We start from the raw sequence: 21,504 nt of genomic DNA on the forward strand, positions 1-21,504 counted from the left end.
ACTCCCGCCCCTTATTTAAAAGTTAGGTGTTTCGTGAAGCATATATCTATAATTGCATTTTTATCGCCACTTATTTCTATTCCTGTAGCGATCTTGTATGGCGCGTTTTTGGCCGGTTACTATTCGTATTTAGTTAACGGAAACGTTGATATTAGCGGTTTCGGAATTTTCGTAATTAACGCTCTTTTTCTCTCTCTTCCGATAGGATATGTTTTTACGTTTAGTTATGGTCTTGCCATATATAAATTATTTAAATGGCTCAAAATCGATGGACTTTTTTATTATGCTATTGCAGGTTTAGTTCCAGGTTTTATCTATAGCTTCTATGCTAGGGTGTGGGTTGAAACAGGGTTGGCTAGTATCTTATTCGGACTATCAATATCTCTCTGTTTTGGGTATCAAGTTCGAAAAAACAAGCAAATAGCGACTTTATTGCAAAACAACACCTAACAAGTACATTAAGACGGTCGCAAGCTCCCTAGGGCAGTAACACGTGGGCTCTGTCGCTTCGCTCGGATTTTAGCCCACGTATTACTGCCCCTTATGTGGATGTTAGAAGGCGCCAGCCTAAACCTCGTTTGGCTTAATACAAATCTCAATGCAACTACCCTCACCTGCTTTCGCCAACATCGCTCTGGCTTTTGGTGGTTTTAACTTCGCCGCATTAACTTCAAAAGTTGCGCAATAGGCGCTTTACCGCCAAGTTATTGTTCTAGGCCAGCAAGCGCCATTGCACTCGGTAGCTCAAATGGCGGCTTGTTTCATCTAAATCACCTACATCACTGCACTGGCATTTTGCTTGTTTGCTTTAACAATCAATCGTATGCTGGCTTTATTAGTTTTTAATTAGGCCAAAGGAACAGGCTCTGCTTCTAACAAAGCGCTTAAGCCTCTCCCTTCGGTCGCTGGACGCCTATACGCGGGGCGGCTTCGCCAATTATGCCTCACGTATCTGCGCCCCTTAGCTTAAAGTTATATGCTAGGAGGTAACTTGAAAAAATTTCTTTGTTCATTTGTCTGTCTTTTCTTGGCTTCAGGTTGTGCCATATCACCGGAACCAAATTTTGCCTACTATAAAAATTCAGATCCTACTTCATGTCACTTGGTTGTTGGTTTGTCACAAGAAGACAATCTATATGTGTATGAAGTTACAACGGATTCTCGCTCTGTTAGGGGAAACTTCATGAAAAATGGCCAAACAATTGTCTTTTCGGATCTATTCGCCTCAAAACCGCGTGGTGATTTTAAAGTTAAGGTAAGTGCCTCGTTGCAAGATGACACGTTGCAGTTCCAAAATTACGGGAATAGCATGAATCCTTTTACACTTTTTTCAGAATGCGATAGCAAATATCTATCACTGGTTAGAGTACGCATATAACAAGCGCATCAAGCAAGGTTCGCTTCGCTCACGGGACACCAAAACTACGCGGCGATTTAGTTTTGGTGCTTCGCAAGTTTAACCAAATCGCCGCTACGTTTCGGTGCCCCTTCTTGGGGTGTTATACCCCAACTCTAATTTTGGATGTTTTATATGAGTTTTATTATTAGAACAGGGACCTTGGGAGAGTTAATGCAGGTAAATCTCAAAATACCAGAATTTGATCGAGAAGTTACTCAAGATAAATTTAAAGCTCGATTAGATGGTAAAGATTATCTAATTCTAGTGGCGTGTTCTAGCTCTGAGCCTATTGCCTACAAAGTCGGGTATGCGGTATCTCCAACTGAATTTTATAGTTGGATGGGCGGAGTTGCTCCTGATTACAGAAAAAAAGGAGTAGCGACAAAATTGAGGAAAGCTCAAGAGTTATGGGCTGCCAATAATCACTATTGCTCTATAAGCGTCAAATCCATGAATCGATATCCTGATATGCTCCAACTACTTATATCAAGTGGTTACAAGATTTGTGGTTACGAAGATCAAGGCAGTGAAAACAACAGCAAAATTAGGTTTGTAAAAAGTCTAGTATCAAAGGTATAACAAACCAAGTAAGCGGGACAATAACACGTGGGCTCCCGTCACTTCGTTCCGAATTTTAGCCCACATGTTATTGCCCCTTCTTGGGGTGTTATGGATACTAAGGAAGTTTGGTGCGAATTCTAATCGTTCTATTGTTTTTACCTTTGGTTGCGTTAGCAGACGAGTCTAGTCTCGTAAAACAGTTTTTTGGCCAAGATGGAATTAAAAATAAAAGAGAAGTGTATGCCGGTGAAATGTTGGAGCATTATCTAGATAAACCTACTTTGGGCGAGAGTTTGCCCAAAGGTATCGAGGTTAGCCTGAGGGCGCTTGAAAAAAATCCGAAAAGGGAGATTTATGCTGTATTGCTCTCAAAGGACGGTAGATCTCAAGACTGGTATATCTATTTAGTATATGACCAAAACAGATGGAAAATTTCAGCCGTCAGAAATCTAGCATTACCAGGTTTGTTCTTTATGGCTTTGCAAGAGGTTCAAAGCAAAGCTAATCGAACAAAAGAAGAGGAGCACCAATATCAGAATATGCTACTTACTTTGCAATTGGATTCCGAGCTTAAAGAGTTTCTACATAAGAATATTGATAGCCTAAATACGATAGCGTTGGAGGCTAAAACAAGTCAGGAAAAGGCCACTGAATCAGCCAAACATCTAAATTTTAATTTTGTAGGATACGAATCAACTAGTGGCATCGTTGACGTCAATATAGGCGGAATCTTGGATAATTCAGTTGGTTATTTGTTTGTGCCAACTGGAACTGAAATGCCAATAATGTCAGACGATAACTATATCTATATTGAGCATATCGTTGGAAATTGGTATGTGTATAAGACATCGTAACCATAACAAAGCCAGCCAGAGGGACAGCCAAACCGCTGCGCGCTTTGTCTGTCCCTGCTGGCGGCGTTATGAATCATGAGGTATATAGTGAAAGGACTTGCAGTATTTCCGCTTTTATTAATATGCACACCGATATTGGGTTCTAATGATGAGTTTTTCCTCAAGGAAAGAGGTGATCAAGTTGTCGTTAATGCTTTTGCGAAGGCCAAGCAGCATAGAGGCTTATTTTTAGATGCTTTAGAGGGTAGAGGTTCTGAGAATTCTAAATATAATTATTATGGCGCTTATCTCAAATTTACAGAGGGAGAAACTGTTGAATATTTGTGGTTGGGGGACGTACAGAAATATAAAGATTTCTATATAGGCGTAATTATCAGCAACCCGCGGCTCTTGGAGGATACTAAAAGTGGAGAGACCATAGGGTTTCAAGCATCAGACATCTATGACTGGCAGCTGACTGAGAAGAAAAGCGGTCAGTCTCTTGGTGCATTTTTGATTTGTTCCACCTCAGAAGATGAATATATTAAAAGCAACGGGTTTACTTGTGAATTGTAGAGTTCATAACAAACCATTGAAGACGGATAAAAACAAGAGCGGTTTTTACCGCTTAAAAGGGTATTATGCACTTAAGGATGAGACAAATGAATATCAAAGCTAAGTTACTTATGCTTGTGATTTTGATTCCTTTCAAATTACATGCGAAAAAACCTATAGAAATTCACGCTATCCATAAAGAAACATTCGCATGTACGGAGCATTGGGATGGTCAGTTTAAGTATGCTGGCGATGCACTAGGAACAGACTGCGTTATTGGGGGGTGGTATGAAGATGATAAAAGGCTATTTCAAAGATCCTTCATAAACAGCGGTTTTGAAAATGAAGATTGGTTTGGTTTTAAAAAGAATGTGCTAGCACCATGCGATTGCACAGTCACGAAGATCCACTTAAATCCAATTACGAATCAACCAGGCGTTATGACCCCGGGAAGAGCAAGCTCAATAACCTTCAAAACTAAGGATGGATTGTCAGTAATACTAGCCCATATACGAGAGATAGATGTAAAAGAAGGCGAAATAGTTAAGCGTGGCACTGTCGTTGCTAAAGTCGGTAATAATGGATACAGCCGAAACCCCCATATTCACATTGGTGCGTGGGATAAAGAAGGCAAACCTATTCAAATACAGTTTGATCAAAGTACGTTGGCGCTGCTTGATCGCGAGTAAGTGCATAATAAATTGTTAGGTGTCACTAGTTTAAAGTTTCTACCGTATATTTATATGGGTGCAGCATTCTATTGTGTGGTGTACTGGATTATTTGGTTTGTTCCATTTACTGCAGTTATCATTGGTACGTATGGTTCATGGTATTTCGGACTTGGAATTCTTTCATTATGGATTTTACCATTCCTAGTTTTGGGCTGGTTTTTTTCCGTTGTCAGGTCAATTGTTATTGCAACGTTAGGAAGCATGAAATCTTATATATCAGTTGGTCTCATTATTTGCTTTTTTTCGTGGGGTGCTTTTTTAATGGCGAGTTTGTATATTCATGGTCCGTGAGCACCTAACAAAGCAAATCAAGTCGGACGCGGATTACGTGCAGTTGTTGTTTTTACAATGAAAGCGCCCCTCATTTAAAAGTTAGGTGCTTCTAGGATATTTAATGCTTATCAATCCTTTAGTTGAAATTGAAGATAGCTATTTAGACTACATCAAAGAATTGGGTAGCGAAGAACGTTATCCCTACCCAATGGATTTAGATTGCTCGAACTTTCCTGCTTTTGTTCAGTTGCTAAGCGATTATTCAGAGGGTATCAACTTACCCTGTCACATGGTGTCCAATACCACTTTCTGGCTCATCGAAAACCAAGAAATTATTGGCTGCTCCCATTTACGGCACACATTAAACGACTCATTACAACATGCTGGCGGACATATCGGGTTAGGTGTAAGGCCGAGTTATCGCGGCAAAGGCGTTGGAAAACGTTTGCTATCTCAAACCATTGAGCAAGCGAATAAAATGGGTATTTTAGCGGTGCATATTCACTGCTACAAAAGCAATATCAGCTCTACAAAGCTCATAGAATCTTCTGGCGCAATACTACATTCAACTATAGATTTAGAGGATAGTTCGGAAACGGTACTTAGGTTTATTCATGAGCACACCTAACATCTCAATAATCTCACTTCGTTCGCTAGGCGCATACACTCAGGGCGACGCGCTTGTAGGCACTCATGAGTAACGGAATACACTCTCAAAAAAATGAACTTGCTCACCTCGTGGGCTGTGTCGCTAATACATAGGCTGTATCTCTTAGTTCCTGATTTTTGCCCACATATATTTGCCATTTTTTGGTGGGGTTATGTTTCAATTGCTCCTTTGTATCGAAAATATTTTGATTGGTTCTGTAATAAATTTCTTAGATTCAAGACTACTACCTTTGACAATCAAATTTCATTGTCAGTTTCATCAAATCAGTAGTTAATATTAAGGGCGAATAAAATGGAATACATCGATAGTATTTTGGCAAGTGACAACTACGCATTTATAGGCTTTTTACTTGTTGGGGTATTAATCCTCTGGTTCCTTCCAGCATTGCTTGCCTTGGCTTTTAATAGAAAACAATTCAAATATATATTGCTTGCTTGTATTCCCGCAGGCTTTTCTCTAATAGCATGGGGAGGAGTAATGGTTTGGGCTACAACGGGCAAAGCAATTGGTAAATATGCAAATAAAGCCAGTAGTGAGAATTAAAAAGTAACAAGCGCATTAACCACTCGCTTCGCTCGTTATTATCGCCCACGCATTTGCCCCGCTATGCGGGTGTTAGCAGGCTTTAAAATTTTCGCATTTACAATCGACGTAAAATATATAAGGATAAATTTTATGGAAAAATCAAAAAATAACTATACACCGATAAGTCTCATGTTAACTGCAGTTGGCACACTGTTAATTGCTCAAAATCCACCCTTTTATTTAGATATAGCTATTTTATGTGTCGCTTTAGTAATAGGTTTTATAGGTTACAAAAAAGGTGAAAAATAAACGCGCTGCCCTACAAAACTGATTAGGGATCAACATGCCAATTAAAAAATGGATATTTCAATACAGTATCGCTTTTCCCCTGGTATTCGCGTTACTTTCAGGTATTCAATACATTAAAGGGCATACGCTTTATGACTCTGTCGTTTTTGGTATAACGTGGTCTTTTATTTCAGTAGCTATATTTGCCACTCGAAGAGCTTATAATTTTAAGAAAAATATCGACTGCCAATTATGTAACGACTTAACCCAAAGTGATTCACAACAAAAGTAGGTTTAAAATATTACTTATTTAGAAGCTATGTTTCTCTCAACTGGAAGTGCGTACTATGAAAGAATGGCTTGAAAAAGTAGAAAGCGCTTTATCTAAAGCCCTGGAATCTGTAGATAGCAGCGATGAAGTTCCTAGAGAGAATATGTATATGCTCGCTCCTATTTTTTATTCTCAGGCTCAAAACATGAATGATGGGCAGTTGTTAAAAGAAATGATAGAAGCAAATGATGAGCAATTTAAAGAAGACTGTTCTCATGATGAAAATTCAAAACTCCAATACAAGTACCATTATGTGTCTTCTTTTTTGAATTGCTACGTTGTCGCTGGAAAAATTGATGAGATGAAATTCGATGAAATAATGGATTATATAAACGAAAAGTTGAATCTTTTTGAAGACGGTTATGAATAGTACTAAAGCATATAACCTGCGGCGGTTTTCTCCTCTTAAGGTCTGTGACTGCCTTTTTGCTGCTTCACCTCTGAGCCGTTTAGCATTAGCTAATCTTAAATAGTAATGAAACAAACTTTAAAAAGTAACATCTTTTAAAAAATGAAAGGAAGCAAACGGTGTTGAAAATAGTTAAATATTTTAGCTTTATAGTTCTCATCATATTAATTTTGTTAGTTGGATTTGTATTCATTATTCCAATGACATTCGATTCTAGTACTCCCCCTTTGAACTATGGAAAAGTTGATGCTGAGCTGTTTTTGGGTGAAGGTAAGGAACAGCCTTTACTTGTATACTTTGGCGGTAGTGAAGGCGGAAATAGTATGACGAGGCCTCATAACATTAAAGAAAGACAGCAATATATTGATCAAGGATATGCGATGTTAGCTGTTGGATATTTTGGTATGGAAGGTATACCTCAAGAGCTAGATCGAATTTCTCTAGATGCTATTTATAATGAAATAGTTCTAACATTAAATAACCCAAGATTAAATTCGAATTGCGTCGCTGTTATGGGGGGCTCTAAGGGAGCTGAATTAGCACTTACCTTGGCTTCCAAATACACACAAATCAACGGTGTTGTTTCATTAGCTGGAAGTCATGTCGTATTTGCCGGCCCTTCTTTTTTTGCTGATGGCAAAACCTCTTCATTTATGTTTAATGACCAAGAGCTCCCTCACGTACCACTAACGCTAAATATTTTACCATCAGTTTTAATGGGCGATTTACGACGTGCTCATGAAATAGCGCTAATGGATATTGATTCGGTCGAGGAGGCTAGAATAAAGGTAGAGGATATTAATGGACCTATCTTATTAGTTTCCGGTGAAAAAGATCACATATGGCCTTCACAAGAAATGTCGGAAGAAGTAATAGAGAGATTAAAAACAAAGGGCTTCCCCCATCCTTTTAAACATATCGCTGTTCCTAACGGAAATCACTTTCAACCTCAAAATAATTTCCACCCGGAAGTGATTAAATTTTTGAATGAAAAATTCTTGCCTTACTGCAATGCTCATCACCAGAACATAGCCGTTGACACCAAAAAGGCCATTTAAGCTCGTAAATTCGCTTGGACAATTAACAATACGCTATTGTCGCTGTGCTCAATAATGCTTAAGCTTATGTTGACGTTTAACAAGGATGATTTATGAAACCAGTACTTTTAATATTGTTACTAAGCCTGTATGCATGTTCCCCTTCCCCTGAAGATTTAGCGAATATAGCAAGTCAGCAGTTCAGGGAAAGTGGCGAAACAGAAGAGAGCTGGCTACATGACGGTGAACTCCATTTTTCCACCGCATTAGAATGGCAAAAAGCGTCTTTTCAAAATAAACGGGCGACTTCTTCAGATTTTCTATTAGCGCTCGACGAACAAGGGCGACTGGTAATTAACATTGCTGACAATCAAAGTTTAAAAATACATAGCGAAGAACTTACCCGCAAATTAAACAAGCAATTCGAAATTATTGGTCCGGCAGTGGATAACAAAAACAAATACAAAGACCTATTAATTAGTGATGCCGTAGTCTTAATAGCATCTCAAAATGGTTGGCTAAAAAGCGTATAACAAATTAACAAGATAATCATAAGCGGGTGTTTAAGCTTGCTAGCTGTAAACTTGCCACATAATCAGCTTTTAAAGTAGGTCAATAAATGGAACTCAATCAGGTTACTTTACCAGTAAGCAATATGGATGATGCTGTTGGTTTTTACTTAAATCTTGGCTTCACCCAAATTGTCGACACTCCTCACTATGCTAGATTTTCTTGCCCAGATGGAAACGCTACATTTTCTTTATCTCTTGAAACTGAAGTGTTTGAAAATAAGTCGGTAATTTATTTTGAACACGAGCACCTTGATGAGCTTTACCAAAATTTATCTCAAAAAGGTATTCAGTTTTTACAACCCCCTATTGAGCAAAGTTACCTTTGGAAAGAGGCTATTCTAAAAGACCCTTCTGGTAATAAGATCAAACTCTACTGGGCGGGAGAAAACCGCTTAAATCCGCCGTGGAAAGTAGAAATACGCGAGTAACTCGCGCTTGAAAGTACTCGTTAGATTGCTTACTTTAAATATCAGTAAATTATTTCTAGCCGTCTATTGCGGCGTTTATATCAAGGAAGAATTGTAATGTTCGTCGTAATGTTTGAGTTCGTAGTAAAGACTGGATATGAAGAGCAATTTCTTTCCGCATGGCCCAAAACCACGCAAGGTATTTTCCTATTCAAAGGAAGTCTAGGTTCTCGTTTACATAGGCATAAGAACGATACTTTTATCGCTTACGCTCAATGGCCAGATGAAGAAACCTATCGCCAAGCCGCTAAAATCGAAATGAGCGCTGCATATGAACAGCAACGTCAATTAATGCGAGAAAGCCTTAATTTAGAATCAACAAAAACCTTGTATGAAATGGAAGTTGAAATTGATTACTTACATCGTAGAGTCTTTGACGTATAACAATAAATTGAGCAACGGCTGACACGGCCTAAATCGTAAACATTGTTGCCAACTGGCTTCGTAATAAGTGTCTTAAGGGCTAAATTTATGGCAAGAGAAAAATGGTACAGAAACCCAGAGATGATAATCGCACTCACAGCTCTGTTTATTGGACTGCTTACCGCTTTCATTTCAATTTACTCTGCTTACACTGACCGCGCTTATGCTAAAGCTTCGGTATGGCCTAAAATTGAAATTTCTAGAAGCCATAATACTAATTCTTTTAGTTATGGCGTTGCCAATAAGGGAACTGGCCCAGCGCTCATCAAGTACGCAAAAGTTTATTCGGGTACGAAATTTCTAAAAAAATGGTCAGAATTTCCAGAATTCAAAAATATATCTCAATCCCATTTAAACAATACTACTTTGCCGTCGGGTCACTCTATAACACCTCTAAAATACAAAGGTGAGTCGGTTTCGGATATATTAGCTATAGATGATAATATTGAAATAGAGCTCTGTTATTGCTCAATTTATGAGGATTGTTGGGTAGTTGATCGCACAAATATAACCCAACCAGTTAATTCATGTTCAGTCCGCTCTGAACACGCATTTTGGCAATGAAGGAATTAGTTAGAATGGCGCTTAGTCAGTTCTATTGTTGTGGTAACTGATGTAGCCAAATCAGATTTAGAATTATCCAAAGGTGCATGGATACTTTATTTAACATACATATTACCGCCCTCATTAGATTGTTATTTTTAAGGAATATATGCGTAGCATCCAAATTTTAGGCTTAATATGCGCACTGGCTGCTCTAGTAGTTTCGTACTGGTCAATGTTTATCATAACTCCGGTATCAAGTGGGTCTGCCGCAAGTTCGGTCGGCTTAGTATTAATGTTTGTTGTCGTTCCTTTATTTGGACTTTCTGCCACTTTATTAATCCCATCTTCCTTAGCTTTACTGAACGCTAAGTTAAGGAGAGCCACCTTTATTTTCGGAAAATTTTGGTACGGTATATGGGCCATTAATAGCTTTTTTTCATTGGCCTATTTAGCTATCGGGTTATACTTTTGTTCCCTGTATCTTGTTGTTGGGCTTGTAAATTAATTGGGCTATTACTAAAGCCTTTATTTCGAACTGCTAACGCCTGAAGGTATTTTCGCTTTACCATAAACTCCAACGCGCCTCTAATTGGCAATATTTGATCTAGCTAAAACGGCAACTCGTTAGGCATTGGGAAAATGGAAAAGCTAATGAGACAGTTTCTTTTAGGTTTGTTTGTATCAACCCTGCTTGGTGCTGCTATTTTATTTTTTTTCACCCTTTTTTATCGGTGATAATTGAGCCTTGGATCTCATCCTATTACTACACTGGCGCGCTAGTATTGGCAGGTTTTATAGTGCTCATTGATCGGCATGCTTCTTACGAAAGCATTTTTATAGGCATTATGCTTCGGCAGGCTATTTACATGTTTACTTTTATACCTGTAGATTCACTGGTCGGGGTGGCCTTGATTATTATGGCCTTCAAGAGCCTATTGTCTTGTGTAGGTCTATTGGCAAAGTCCGCAATTATTAACATTCTGTATGTGATTAAAGGGGATGCCTAACACCATGTTATCTGCACAGCTGCGCCCTACTCACTCGTTGTTTGAAAGATAATCTTAATTGCCCGTTAAAATTTCATATAACAATTTAAAAATAGGGAAATATGTAATGAAAAGGATACTTTACGGCTTGTTGCTTATATTGGGAAGCCAATATAACGCGTGGTCAGTTGAAGCCGTATTTACAACTGAAGACCTAGTTATCAATAGTAAAAAGCTTGGTGAAACACGTAACCTTGTAGTGTATTTGCCTGCAGGTTACTCAAAAAGCGATGCACATTACCCTGTATTGTATGTTACAGATGGTGATATTCAGGGGCCTCATACTGCAGGTACGCTAGATTATTTGGCAAAATTCGATCAGGCACCACAGATGATTGTTGTGGGTATTGTAAACCCACGTGAAACACGCGAAAGAGACTTAACCTTAACCTTAACCTTAACCTTAACCAGTGCAGATAAACAAAGCCCAGAGCAGTTAGCAAATGCAGACCTGTTTCTAGCTTTTGTTGAGCAAGAAGTGATACCCGAAGTAAAAGCGCGTTATCGTACTCTAGATTACCAAGGGTTAGCTGGCACCTCGCACGGCGGTCAATTTGCTATTAATGCTTTAGTGAAACGACCAGGTTTGTTCAATGGTGTTGTAGCAGTAAGCCCGTCTCTATATTGGAATAAAAGCCAGTTACTTACATTAACTGAAACCGCGTTAAAGCGAGGCAGTTTGCAAGGGCGCTTGTATATTTCTATAGCACAAGAAGAGCCTACAATGACTGAGCCCTTCGCCAATTTTGTAGCACTCATTAAGCATTACCCTAAGCAGCAGCTAGCTGTAACCAGCCAAACGTTTAGTAATGAAACGCATAACACCACTGCCTTACTTGGTCAGTACTATGGTGTGAAGTATTTATTTGATGGTTGGGCAATACCTGAAACACCGCAAACCTTAGCCGATTTACAGGCTATCTTTGCAACACGTTCCTCATTGTTAAAAACATCGATGATTATTCCCGAAGATCGTGCTGCTGGTTATGGGCAGTGGTTACAGTACTTAAACAGGCAAGACGATGCGCTAGCCCTGCTTAATTGGAATACAGAAAATTACCCACATTCTTTACATGCACATACCGCATTGATCAATGCTTACCTTCATTTTAATATGGAAGATGAAGCTAAACAGGCGCTTGGTACAGCATTGCAGTTAATTAAAGGGCTTAGCACAGAACAAAAAGACCAACTTCAAGGTTTGTTCTTATAACGTATAAAGCCCTTCACGTGTGTTAAGCAGCTTGATTTTATAGCGCCTACTCTGCAGTTTTAGATGATTTTTGAACAGCGCTATTTAGTTGATTTAGCTCTTTTTCCGTAAGGTTACGCCATTGGCCTGGTTTCAAATTACCTAGCTCTAAGTGCATGATGCGGGTGCGTTTCAGTTTAGTCACTTCGTAACCAAGGAATTCGCACATGCGACGAATTTGTCGGTTTAGGCCTTGGGTTAGAATAATTGAAAATTGAAACTTGCCACGTGCATTTACCTTACACGGTTTAGTCACTGTGCCTAAAATCGGAACGCCTCTTGCCATTTTTTGAACAAAGCGTTCACTGATGGGTTGGTTAACGGTAACTTCGTATTCTTTATCGTGGGCATTTTCAGCACGCAGGATTTTATTCACAATATCGCCGTCACTGGTCAGAATAATTAATCCCTCTGATGGCTTATCGAGTCTGCCTACGGGGAAGATTCTTTGTTTGTGCTTAATGGCATCGATAATATTACCTTTCACATGGCGCTCGGTGGTACAGGTAATGCCAATGGGCTTGTTGTATACCAAGTAAATGCGGTCTGATTTGTCTTCGGCCACGGCTTTAACAAGCTTACCATCAACCTTAACCTGATCGCCCTGCGCTACTTTAGTACCCAGTTCTGGCAGCTTATCGTTAATGGTAACCCGATTTTGCTCAATTAATTTATCAGCTTCACGTCGTGAGCACAGTCCAGTATCACTGATATATTTATTAAGACGCTTTGTTACCTCAGAGGTCATGCTAAAAGTCCTTACCCTTTTGCTTCTAAACGATAACGTGAGTAAACCTCGCCGGTTTTACTCTCAATTTTGTTACCGTTAATTTTACTATAAAAAAAGCGAGCTAAAAGCTCGCTTTTTTAACATTCAGTTAGTATTAATATTCCCACCAACACTCTTGCCACCACTCAAGGAATTCCTCGAAGTCGATATAGCCGTCGTTATTGCTGTCTATTAATTTAAAACCTTCCTGTACATGGCTGGCTTTTGTTTTTGGAGAAATAACGGTTAATAACTCGATAAACTCCGTTAAATCAATTTGACCATTACCATCTTGGTCGAAGAAGGTGAAATCTTTCTTTATTTCTTCAATTTTTTCGTCTGAAAGTTGAGCGGTCACGCGCTTTCCCTTTTTTAGCAACTACATAGAGGGTGAGTTTAACGCCCTTATTGAGTAGTGTCTATGCTTGATTTTCTCTTGCTTTTAATGCGCGCTCACGTTGTAAACGAGCCTTTTCTTCACGTTTTTGTTCCATGGTAATTCGCGCCTCTGTACCCACGTGTTCTTGCTTTCTCATCTTGGCAAGATTCACCTGCTTTTCGCGCTCACGAAAACGTGAAAGTTGATCTTCTGTATGGGTCCCAAAACAATGCGGGCAGCTTACGCCAGACTCATATTTTTCACTTTGCATGTCTTCATCGGTAATCGGTAAACGACAGGCATAGCATTGATGATAATCACTTTTTTCAAGATCGTGATTCACAGCCACACGATTATCAAATACAAAACAGTCGCCTTCCCACAATGACTCTTCTTTTGGAACATCTTCTAAATATTGGAGAATACCGCCTTCCAAATGATATACCTCATCAAACCCCTGCTCTTTTAAATAAGCCGTAGATTTTTCACAGCGAATACCGCCGGTGCAAAACATGGCCACTTTTTTGTTTTTTTCTGGGCTTAATGTTTTAGCGACATACTCTGGAAACTCGCGAAAAGTCTCAGTTTTAGGGTCGATAGCATGCTTGAAAGTACCAATTTCGATTTCATAGCCATTGCGGGTATCTATCACGGTGACATCGGGGTCGCTTATTAACGCGTTCCAGTCGTTTGGTTTCACGTACGTACCTACGGTTTTACGTGGATCGATACCTTCAACACCCATGGTCACGATTTCTTTTTTAAGCTTAACCTTGGTGCGGTAAAAAGGTTGTTCTTCGTGGAGTGATTCTTTACAAGAGATAGGATTAATTCTCTCGTCGGCATTAAGGTATTGAAGTAATCCATCAATACCTTCTCGAGTGCCTGAAACTGTGCCGTTAATGCCTTCGCTGGCAAGTAAAAGCGTACCTTTAATGCCATTAGATTCCATGGCAGTTAATAGTGGTTGGCGCATGGCCTCGAAGTTTTCAAGCGCAACAAATTTGTACATCGCGCAAACGATATATTTAGACATAGTAATGTTAACCTTTGCTAGTTGGAACGTAAAACCAGTGCAAAAATGCGGCGCGCACTATACCAAACCAGTTTTAAAATTTCCAGCTAGGCGGCAAGAAAAGACTCAGACTGCTCAATAATGTCACCAAGCATGGTGTTGTCTTCATCAATAGCGGTGGAATAAGTAGCGGCGATACGCTTTTGAGTTGCTAACGAACAGTTAGTAATAATATCTTGGCTAATTTTCTTAGCGTCATTCGTTTGTGCAAGAGGCACTGGGTGCATTTCATTGTGAAGGCGTATTTCGTCAAATTGCAATGATGAGGGTTCTTGCTGTGTTGCTTGATGCGCTATTTTTTGAGACAGTCGATTCATGTGTAACCAATCTGACTCACTCGCAAAAAGTGGTGCTTTACGGTAAAAATTAAGCGCTTCTAGACGTTTTGTAATGTCACTACTGGCTTCGTCCTCGCTTGGGCTTTCTATCGATATCGTGTCGGCTAGCGCACTTTGTTGCATTGCCAAATACAAAGCAAAAAGCGTGGCATTACCCGCTGCTTTTGACAGCGTGCCGTTCCATTCCCATGCCATACTAGGGTCTATGGATTTAATTGTGTTTATATCGTTATCAGACACAAAAATAAGACGATTTAAAATTCATACCTATAGTGTCGGCAAGATAATGTTTTTCTTAAGCTTATTCTTGCCCTTATCGTTATTTTAAACAATCATGTATAGAACCTCTCAAGTAGTTAAAGTGTCATGGTTATCATTGGATGAAAAATGAACTTTTCGAATAAGCAGGTGCTTATTGTTGAAGATCAACGCCCTTTTCTCTTACTGCTACGTGGATTATTGCATTCCATGGGCGCAAGCGACGTTGTTACCAAGTCATCTGCGGAAAAGGCGCTGTCCCTTTGTAAGAAGCAAAAGTTCGATATTGTTGTTTGCGATCTTCATTTAGGAGTAGATAAAAAAAACGGTTTCGAGCTTATTGAAGAGCTGAGAATAAAGCGCTTAATTAAACCCACCACCGTGTTTATATTAATTAGCGCTGATAGTGCGCGCCCGGTAGTACTCGGCTCTATTGAACGGCGCCCTGATGATTATCTTATTAAGCCCTTTTCACAGGTACAACTTAAAACCCGTATTACCCGCGCATGGCAAAAACGACAGTTTTTAGGGGCAGTATTACAAGAGGTGGCCAATGAAAACATCAACAATGCTATCGATTTGTGTGAAGATCTTATTAGTACCCCATCGCCTTATAAAGGCACGTGTGAGCAGCTTTTAGTTGAATTGTATTTGCGTCTAGAACAGTACGACAAAGCACTGGATGTGCTTGCGCCTTATTTAGATGGAAAGCCAATACTTTGGGCCAAAGTTGCATTGGCGAAAACCTATCTAGCTTTAGAAAAATTCGATAAAGCCATTGGTATTGCCGAGGATATTATTAAACGCAACAGGTTTAATGCCGAGGCGCATGATGTATTGGCGAAAGCCAATGATGCAAAGAATCAGGGCGAAGCCGCGATCTCTGCGATAAATCATGCCATAAAACTTTCGCCCTTTTCTTTGCCTAGGCATTTTAGTGCATGCTCCATAGCCCGAAACCATAAGGATTACATTTTAGCCTCTACGTCCAGTTTGGCCATTTGGGACTTATCGAAAAGAACCGTACATCAGAACAGCCTGCATTGGTGTGGATTTATTCGAAGCTTGCTTGATGTAGCCGAATATACCGATGACAAACGCACACGAAATCGCTACCAACAAGAAGCTTTGCTTGCCCTTCAACGAGGTAAGTTTGATGAAAATATATTACGTATCGACGAAGATTTTGATGTCAGTATTTTTGGTAGCATCATTAACGCCCGCGTTAATGCTATTGATGGAAAAATGCTAGATGCCAAAAAGAATTTGGCACAATCACAAGCTGCCATAGACGAAAAGTACACCACCCCGCCAATCGCATTTATCCCGGATAGTCTTAAAGTCATGTACGACCTTGGGGAATTTGAAGATGCATTGCAATTACAAGATATTATTAAACAGCAGAGTTTAGAATTCGATTCCAACAGCGAATTTTTATTGCATTCTGAGTCGGTAAAAGCCCAGCAGAATCTTACTAACTATCAGCAGTTCAACCGTGAAGGCATTCAGCTTTACCAACAAGGGCAGTATGAAAAAGCAAAAGACTCCTTTTCCCTTGCACAAGGCTTTTCGCCGGTAAATACAGGTGTAGCCCTCAACCTATTACAGTGCTTATTACAGATATTAAGCAAAAACCAAAAGCCAGATCCAGATTTATTTAAAGAATGTCGTCGACTTTATAAACTTATTGATGACATGCCACTAAAGGCGCAACACGAAGAGAAATACTCTACGCTACGTAACGACTTAGACACTTTTATGGGAATTACATAATGACAATAACCCTAATTAAAAAAATCTGTGCGCTTGCTAGCCTACTTTCAGTTTTAGCACTTAATGGATGCAGCCAAACACCACCTTGTGAAGATATTGTAGAAGTAAATCGTCAATTACATGTATGCAAAAGCTTGTCAAAAGTGATGAATGATAATCGCTACCCTCAGCAAGCTATGTCAGCGAAAAAACGTTATGAAAGTGAATGTGAAAACTTCAGGTATTATCGCGATGATTACGACACTATTTGTAAGGGTGAGCAACAAGCCATTGGTAAAAAAGCCAAAGCGGCGGTTAACAAAGAAAGTTTACCCCCTAAAGATTATTAAGTAGCGGGTTGTTTTTGATACCAAGGGTTATGCGGTGCTTTAAAGCCAGCAACTATTAGGCAACACAAGATTTTATTGGCGGTGTGGTTTTGATGCTGCCATGTTACGGTATGGTCTAGCGCCTTGTTCGTAGTAACATCTTTTAAAGAGGCGTTATCAAGTAGACAAGAAAAGGATATAAACATGTCGAAACGCGTTGCAGTGCTAACATCGGGTGGTGATGCGCCAGGAATGAATGCTTGTATTCGAGCTATTGTTATAGCCTGTGAAAGACAAGGATTTACGCTGTTTGGTTACCAGCATGGTTATAACGGCTTACTTGAGCAAGAGTACGAAATACTTGCGCCTCAAGCAACACACAACCTCATTCAGCAAGGAGGCACCGTACTGCACAGCGCCCGTTGCGAACCGTTCAAAACCGACGAAGGTGCAAGAACCGCTGCCACTAACCTTACAAAACTAGAGATTGATACCCTTATTGTGATTGGCGGTGATGGGTCTTTTAGAGGTGCTGATCATTTGGCAGATTTCTGGCACGGTCAAATTATTGGTATTCCAGGCACCATTGACAATGATGTCGCTGGCACCGATGCCACCATTGGTTATTACACCGCTATCGATACCGTCGTTTCATCAATCGATAAAGTCAGAGACACTGCAGACGCGTTTGAGCGCATTTTCATTGTAGAAGTGATGGGCAGACATGCCGGTTTTCTTGCGTTGAATTCAGCCCTCGCCTCGGCGGCTGATTACGTTATTTTGCCAGAAACCTTTGAGCAATGTGATGCAGAGCTCGATAAAATTACTGGGCAAATTGAGAAGAGAAGACAACTCAAAGGTGCCATTAGTTTTATCATAGTGGTAGCTGAAAATGTGTGGCCTGGTGGACTTAATGATTTGGCCGACAAACTGGTTTCGAAAACTCAGTCTGAAGTTCGTCCTGTAACGCTAGGTCATGTTCAGCGTGGTGGTTCACCGGTGAGTCAAGACAGGTTGCTTGCCACTAAATTAGGCACCTATGCTGTGAATTTAGTGGGCAGTGACATCAACGGTGTTATGGTTGGAGAACTCAATGGTACGCCCAGTGAAATTCCCCTTACGCAAACATGGGAGAAGGACAAACCACTAAATCCTTCTAGTATGGAAACCATGCTCACCATCATGAATGAGCGATACTGAAATACGACTGATTAATTGATATAGCATCGAAGAAAAAGTTACGCATAACCATAACTTAATATTTTATATCAACAAGTTAGATTAATTTTTCATTAAATTGGTTGTTTGCATTATCAGTTTAAGGCTAATGTGCTCAAGCTATTAGCTTACATTTTCATAGCGGCTTTTACTTTGTCTCTATGACTACGACTTACTTTTAGTTCGGTGTCATTTTGCAAAATGAGGTGATATTCACCGCTAATGTGGCTTACTAACTTTTTCACGAAACGAATATTGGCGATAGCGGAACGATGTACTCTTACAAACCACTGAGGGTTAAGCTCTTGCTCAAGCTCCTTCATGGTTTTACGCATAATGTGCATACCATCTAATGCATGAACACACATGTAATCACCTGCCGCATCTATCCACTGTATGTCTTGCACATTCACTCTGGTAACTTCAGAACCATCTTTAATGGCCAATACATCGGGGTAAGGATTGGTTTCTACCGGTTCACCATTGGCGAGCTTACGTAAGATTTCTTCGCAATCGTCGCCAGTCAATTCGGCTACCAAATTCACTAAGCGTTTAGACTGTTCATCTTGATGCTGTGTGGCGAAGTATTCTCGTACTTTCACTAAAGCATCTTTAAGACGTTCGTCGTCTGCTGGCTTTAATAAGTAGTCTAACGCATGCACATCGAATGCTTTAATCGCATAACTGTCATACGCGGTAACAAACACTACCATGGGGATCGGTTGATTGAGCTCACGCAACTTATGAATAACCTGAAAGCCATTTAGCCCAGGCATTTGTATATCAAGAAACACTAAGTCAGGACGAAGTTGTGAAATGCTACTTACCGCTTCAAGCCCATTTTGACACTCAGCAAGCACCTGAATGTCGTCATGACGTTCTAACCTAGCGCGAAGTCCACGGCGTGCAAGTGGCTCATCATCTACCACTAAGGTTTTAATTACTTGCTTTGTCATGCGCATACATCCTTTACTTCATAGGGAATACGAATTCGAACTCGTACACCCGACGGCTGATTATCTTCAATAGAAAATGCGAAATTGCGTTGATACAGTGAATGCAATCTCTCTTTAATATTCGCCAGTCCAACACCATTTTCACGGCTTAACTGACCATCTATAATGTCGGCACCGGGCCCATTATCAGCCACATCCATTAGTAAATCGTTTCCAAACGCGCGGGCTGTTATGGCAATTTGACCACCATTCTCCATTTTAGAGATGGCGTGCTTAACAGCATTTTCAATAATAGGCTGTAATATCATGCTAGGAACAAGTGCGTTTTCACACTCTTCATCAATATTCCAGACCACTTCTAGCCTGTCATCAAATCGTACTTTTTCAATCTCAAGATATAACCGCAAGGCCTTTGTTTCTTGGCCTAAAGGCACCCGTTTAATAGGGTCGTTATCCAAAGAATAGCGTAAAAAGTCGCTCAAGCGAGAGACCATCGCTTCTGCGGTATCGTTTTCTTTTAGCAACACTAAGGTAGAAATAGCGTTTAGCGTGTTGAACAAAAAGTGAGGGTTAAGCTGATAACGCAGCATCTTAATATGCGCTTGATGCGCCATGGTGCTGGCTTTAAGCGCATTTTGCTTTTCTTTTTGCAACATCTGGAAGTTCTTAATGCCGAAGTAAACGCCACTCCAACAGCCCACCATGATAAGTGAGTTAATGGTATTGGTAAAATACATGTACCAAGCATCAGGCCGATAGCCATGCTTGTATATTTCCCAATAGTTTATATTTTTAACTACAGCCCACAGCAACGCTATCAGATAACAGGACGCAATCACTGTCATTAGCATGTTCAACGGCGACTGTTTTCTTGCCCAGCGATAGACGTAACGCAATGGTATAGTTAGCAACCAGCCAGCATAAGCGTTGAGTAATATTATAAATACCCAAATTGGCCTTACATCGTGAAGGAACGAGCCAATATAATAAATGATGGCAAAACCTGCCCAGCCTGCGCTGTGCAAAGTCCAAAATAACCTTTCGTTACTTTCAATAACGCGCTGAAAGCGGCTCACATGTTTACCAGTGGTTGAATTGATTGATAGATTATACGCAAGGTAAGCCCCTTGCGGAGCATCTTGGTCGTACTTCATATGCGACTTGTCGCACGGGTTGTTAAGATTAGTGACTGCAACTAATAACTAATATTCAATCTCTTAAGCCAATGCATCCACCACCACGCTGGGCCTACAAGTAAAAACCGAAGATCTTCCAAAAATGAGGGCTTTTTACCTTCAATTTTATGACCGATAAATTGCAGTATCCACATCACAACAAACAGCGATAGACAGAACAGCCAAACATTAAGGCCATAGTAGGCAATAAGATTAATACCACCGAAACAAACAATGGTAAGCAGTGTCATGGCCGCACCAATGGGCCCAGACAATTTGAAATAATAAAACAGAATAGGAATGGCAAGAAGGTGTGCCCAAGTCACATTGAAATCGGCAATGAAATCGGGCACGGGTATCGCCCAAATAAGTCCTAAGGTGACAAAGTAGATACTGGGCACCGCAATGGCGTGAATAAGCACGTTGGTTTTATTTTGGTGGCTTTCGTTGTATTGCAGTAATAGCTTTTCAATCGTTCTCATAGCAAATTCCACTTATTGTTATAATAATTGCTTCAATTTTTTGTTGTGAACATCGTATTAACTAATTAGCGTATGGCCGGCCAACAATGCGTTTACCGCATCGTCATCGCTATCGAATTTCAAGCCATAATAAACAAAATCTGATTCTAACTGGTGATTTTTAACAGTGGCATTCAACGTGGCTTCTTTACCATCGGTTGAATAAACTAATGCAATTTTAGTTTCATCAATCATGATGGGCCATTCAGGCTTAAGCGGCAGAGCTATACGGCAGCCATCGTTAGATATATCCACAATAATACCGGTCACATGTTCAGATTCAGGGAAGGCTTCACACGACACTTTAACCGCTATACCAGGCTGAGCCCGCTTATTAGCACGAAGGCCTATAGATTCAATGCGGCGCGGAAAGCTGGTAATCAATAACCCTGAGGGTTTAGCCAATAATTTGAGAACCTTTACTCTAAACGCTATAACTTGCCCGGCATCGCCTTCAAGTACAAAGCGTACTACTACGTCGTTACCCACCGTCAATAAGTCTCTGACAACTATCCATTTTGCGGAAGTGGGTATCTGGAATATCATGCAGGTCGCCAGTTCCATTCCTACATAAGCGGTTTTCACACGCTTAGGCGCCGTTGGTGTCGTAATTTGTAAATCTACCACTGCACCCGGTGGCAAGGCACACAAATTATCGACGTCTTGTCGGTTAAGTTGACTACTTACTGCATTATCTGACATGTATTTAAGAACATTCTTATTATACTTACTCTAAATGTAACCAATTTTGTGTCGGCTGACAAAACCTTCTCTATCAGGCATGATGTCGCCATATTTTTAAGATACGAATAATTT

28 protein-coding genes are annotated in these 21,504 nt (G+C 40.1%); 19 read left to right on the forward strand and 9 right to left on the reverse strand.

The genetic code is table 11. The features are described from left to right. From J8L84_RS11950 to J8L84_RS12025, 16 genes are all read left to right on the forward strand, one after another. Positions 1-450 (forward strand): hypothetical protein (locus tag J8L84_RS11950; RefSeq protein WP_211070898.1); only part of this gene is annotated, 450 nt, incomplete at its 5' end. A gap of 541 nt (positions 451-991) precedes the next feature. Next, a complete protein-coding gene (locus tag J8L84_RS11955; protein WP_211070899.1) occupies positions 992-1,378 on the forward strand; it encodes a hypothetical protein in 387 nt (128 codons plus the stop codon). Positions 1,379-1,531: 153 nt separating this feature from the next. After that, the gene (locus tag J8L84_RS11960; protein ID WP_211070900.1) at positions 1,532-1,978 is read left to right on the forward strand and encodes a GNAT family N-acetyltransferase; all 447 of its coding nucleotides are present in this window, start codon (positions 1,532-1,534) and stop codon (positions 1,976-1,978) included. A 110-nt stretch (positions 1,979-2,088) separates the two neighbouring features. Further along, positions 2,089-2,814, forward strand: coding sequence for a hypothetical protein (locus J8L84_RS11965; protein WP_211070901.1), 726 nt, complete (start codon positions 2,089-2,091; stop codon positions 2,812-2,814). Between the two features lie 87 nt (positions 2,815-2,901). Beyond that, a complete protein-coding gene (locus J8L84_RS11970) occupies positions 2,902-3,369 on the forward strand; it encodes a DUF2314 domain-containing protein (protein ID WP_211070902.1) in 468 nt (155 codons plus the stop codon). A gap of 86 nt (positions 3,370-3,455) precedes the next feature. Then, positions 3,456-4,037 carry a M23 family metallopeptidase gene (locus J8L84_RS11975; RefSeq protein WP_211070903.1) on the forward strand — a complete coding sequence of 194 codons (582 nt, stop codon included), beginning with the start codon at positions 3,456-3,458 and terminating at the stop codon, positions 4,035-4,037. A 436-nt stretch (positions 4,038-4,473) separates the two neighbouring features. Beyond that, complete coding sequence (locus J8L84_RS11980) at positions 4,474-4,980, forward strand: GNAT family N-acetyltransferase (protein ID WP_211070904.1); 507 nt, start codon at positions 4,474-4,476, stop codon at positions 4,978-4,980. Positions 4,981-5,313: 333 nt separating this feature from the next. After that, positions 5,314-5,565 carry a superinfection immunity protein gene (locus J8L84_RS11985; RefSeq protein ID WP_057791723.1) on the forward strand — a complete coding sequence of 84 codons (252 nt, stop codon included), beginning with the start codon at positions 5,314-5,316 and terminating at the stop codon, positions 5,563-5,565. Between the two features lie 132 nt (positions 5,566-5,697). Beyond that, complete coding sequence (locus J8L84_RS11990) at positions 5,698-5,856, forward strand: hypothetical protein (RefSeq protein ID WP_211070905.1); 159 nt, start codon at positions 5,698-5,700, stop codon at positions 5,854-5,856. Between the two features lie 326 nt (positions 5,857-6,182). After that, entirely contained in the window at positions 6,183-6,536 is a 354-nt protein-coding gene (locus tag J8L84_RS11995; RefSeq protein ID WP_211070906.1) for a hypothetical protein, read from the forward strand. Positions 6,537-6,694: 158 nt separating this feature from the next. Next, positions 6,695-7,633, forward strand: a complete 939-nt coding sequence (locus tag J8L84_RS12000; RefSeq protein WP_211070907.1) for an acyl-CoA thioester hydrolase/BAAT C-terminal domain-containing protein — start codon at positions 6,695-6,697, stop codon at positions 7,631-7,633. Positions 7,634-7,725: 92 nt separating this feature from the next. After that, positions 7,726-8,145, forward strand: a complete 420-nt coding sequence (locus J8L84_RS12005; RefSeq protein ID WP_211070908.1) for a hypothetical protein — start codon at positions 7,726-7,728, stop codon at positions 8,143-8,145. Between the two features lie 86 nt (positions 8,146-8,231). After that, complete coding sequence (locus J8L84_RS12010; RefSeq protein ID WP_211070909.1) at positions 8,232-8,612, forward strand: VOC family protein; 381 nt, start codon at positions 8,232-8,234, stop codon at positions 8,610-8,612. Between the two features lie 96 nt (positions 8,613-8,708). Next, positions 8,709-9,035, forward strand: a complete 327-nt coding sequence (locus J8L84_RS12015) for an antibiotic biosynthesis monooxygenase (RefSeq protein WP_057791715.1) — start codon at positions 8,709-8,711, stop codon at positions 9,033-9,035. 87 nt (positions 9,036-9,122) lie between these two features. Continuing rightward, positions 9,123-9,638, forward strand: a complete 516-nt coding sequence (locus J8L84_RS12020; protein ID WP_057791713.1) for a hypothetical protein — start codon at positions 9,123-9,125, stop codon at positions 9,636-9,638. A 1,095-nt stretch (positions 9,639-10,733) separates the two neighbouring features. After that, positions 10,734-11,879, forward strand: a complete 1,146-nt coding sequence (locus J8L84_RS12025; RefSeq protein WP_211070910.1) for an alpha/beta hydrolase-fold protein — start codon at positions 10,734-10,736, stop codon at positions 11,877-11,879. Positions 11,880-11,925: 46 nt separating this feature from the next. On the opposite strand, the gene rluF is transcribed toward J8L84_RS12025, so the two are convergent. The 4 genes from rluF to J8L84_RS12045 form a co-directional block, all read right to left on the reverse strand. After that, positions 11,926-12,666, reverse strand: coding sequence for a 23S rRNA pseudouridine(2604) synthase RluF (gene rluF / locus J8L84_RS12030; protein WP_211070911.1), 741 nt, complete (start codon positions 12,664-12,666; stop codon positions 11,926-11,928). A 136-nt stretch (positions 12,667-12,802) separates the two neighbouring features. Beyond that, positions 12,803-13,045 carry an EF-hand domain-containing protein gene (locus tag J8L84_RS12035; RefSeq protein WP_013784036.1) on the reverse strand — a complete coding sequence of 81 codons (243 nt, stop codon included), beginning with the start codon at positions 13,043-13,045 and terminating at the stop codon, positions 12,803-12,805. Positions 13,046-13,106: 61 nt separating this feature from the next. Then, positions 13,107-14,102: a rhodanese-related sulfurtransferase gene (locus J8L84_RS12040; protein WP_211070912.1), complete on the reverse strand. Its 996-nt coding sequence runs from the start codon at positions 14,100-14,102 to the stop codon at positions 13,107-13,109. Between the two features lie 86 nt (positions 14,103-14,188). Beyond that, entirely contained in the window at positions 14,189-14,674 is a 486-nt protein-coding gene (locus J8L84_RS12045; RefSeq protein WP_211070913.1) for a VC2046/SO_2500 family protein, read from the reverse strand. A 192-nt stretch (positions 14,675-14,866) separates the two neighbouring features. On the opposite strand from J8L84_RS12045, the gene J8L84_RS12050 reads away from it, so the two are divergent. Beyond that, a complete protein-coding gene (locus tag J8L84_RS12050) occupies positions 14,867-16,510 on the forward strand; it encodes a response regulator (protein ID WP_211070914.1) in 1,644 nt (547 codons plus the stop codon). Beyond that, a complete protein-coding gene (locus J8L84_RS12055; RefSeq protein WP_211070915.1) occupies positions 16,510-16,839 on the forward strand; it encodes a hypothetical protein in 330 nt (109 codons plus the stop codon). Before J8L84_RS12050 ends, J8L84_RS12055 begins: the two co-directional genes overlap by 1 nt. On the opposite strand, the gene J8L84_RS12060 is transcribed toward J8L84_RS12055, so the two are convergent. Further along, complete coding sequence (locus tag J8L84_RS12060; RefSeq protein WP_211070916.1) at positions 16,836-17,024, reverse strand: hypothetical protein; 189 nt, start codon at positions 17,022-17,024, stop codon at positions 16,836-16,838. The genes J8L84_RS12055 and J8L84_RS12060 overlap by 4 nt on opposite strands. Between J8L84_RS12060 and J8L84_RS12065 the strand changes: the two genes are divergently transcribed. Further along, on the forward strand, positions 17,023-18,018 hold the full coding sequence (locus J8L84_RS12065) for an ATP-dependent 6-phosphofructokinase (RefSeq protein ID WP_211070917.1): 996 nt from the start codon (positions 17,023-17,025) through the stop codon (positions 18,016-18,018). The two genes, J8L84_RS12060 and J8L84_RS12065, sit on opposite strands and share 2 nt — an antisense overlap. Before the next feature lie 146 nt (positions 18,019-18,164). Here the strand turns inward: J8L84_RS12065 and J8L84_RS12070 are convergent, their stop codons facing one another. The 4 genes from J8L84_RS12070 to J8L84_RS12085 form a co-directional block, all read right to left on the reverse strand. Beyond that, on the reverse strand, positions 18,165-18,992 hold the full coding sequence (locus tag J8L84_RS12070) for a LytTR family DNA-binding domain-containing protein (protein WP_013784030.1): 828 nt from the start codon (positions 18,990-18,992) through the stop codon (positions 18,165-18,167). Next, positions 18,989-20,068 carry a histidine kinase gene (locus tag J8L84_RS12075; protein WP_211071093.1) on the reverse strand — a complete coding sequence of 360 codons (1,080 nt, stop codon included), beginning with the start codon at positions 20,066-20,068 and terminating at the stop codon, positions 18,989-18,991. Before J8L84_RS12075 ends, J8L84_RS12070 begins: the two co-directional genes overlap by 4 nt. A gap of 119 nt (positions 20,069-20,187) precedes the next feature. Then, positions 20,188-20,649, reverse strand: a complete 462-nt coding sequence (locus J8L84_RS12080; protein ID WP_211070918.1) for an Mpo1-like protein — start codon at positions 20,647-20,649, stop codon at positions 20,188-20,190. 57 nt (positions 20,650-20,706) lie between these two features. Further along, entirely contained in the window at positions 20,707-21,390 is a 684-nt protein-coding gene (locus tag J8L84_RS12085; RefSeq protein ID WP_211070919.1) for a PilZ domain-containing protein, read from the reverse strand. Positions 21,391-21,504 lie beyond the last annotated feature (114 nt).

Source organism: Alteromonas sp. MMG017 (assembly GCF_018100795.1).
Classification (GTDB): Bacteria; Pseudomonadota; Gammaproteobacteria; order Enterobacterales; family Alteromonadaceae; genus Alteromonas.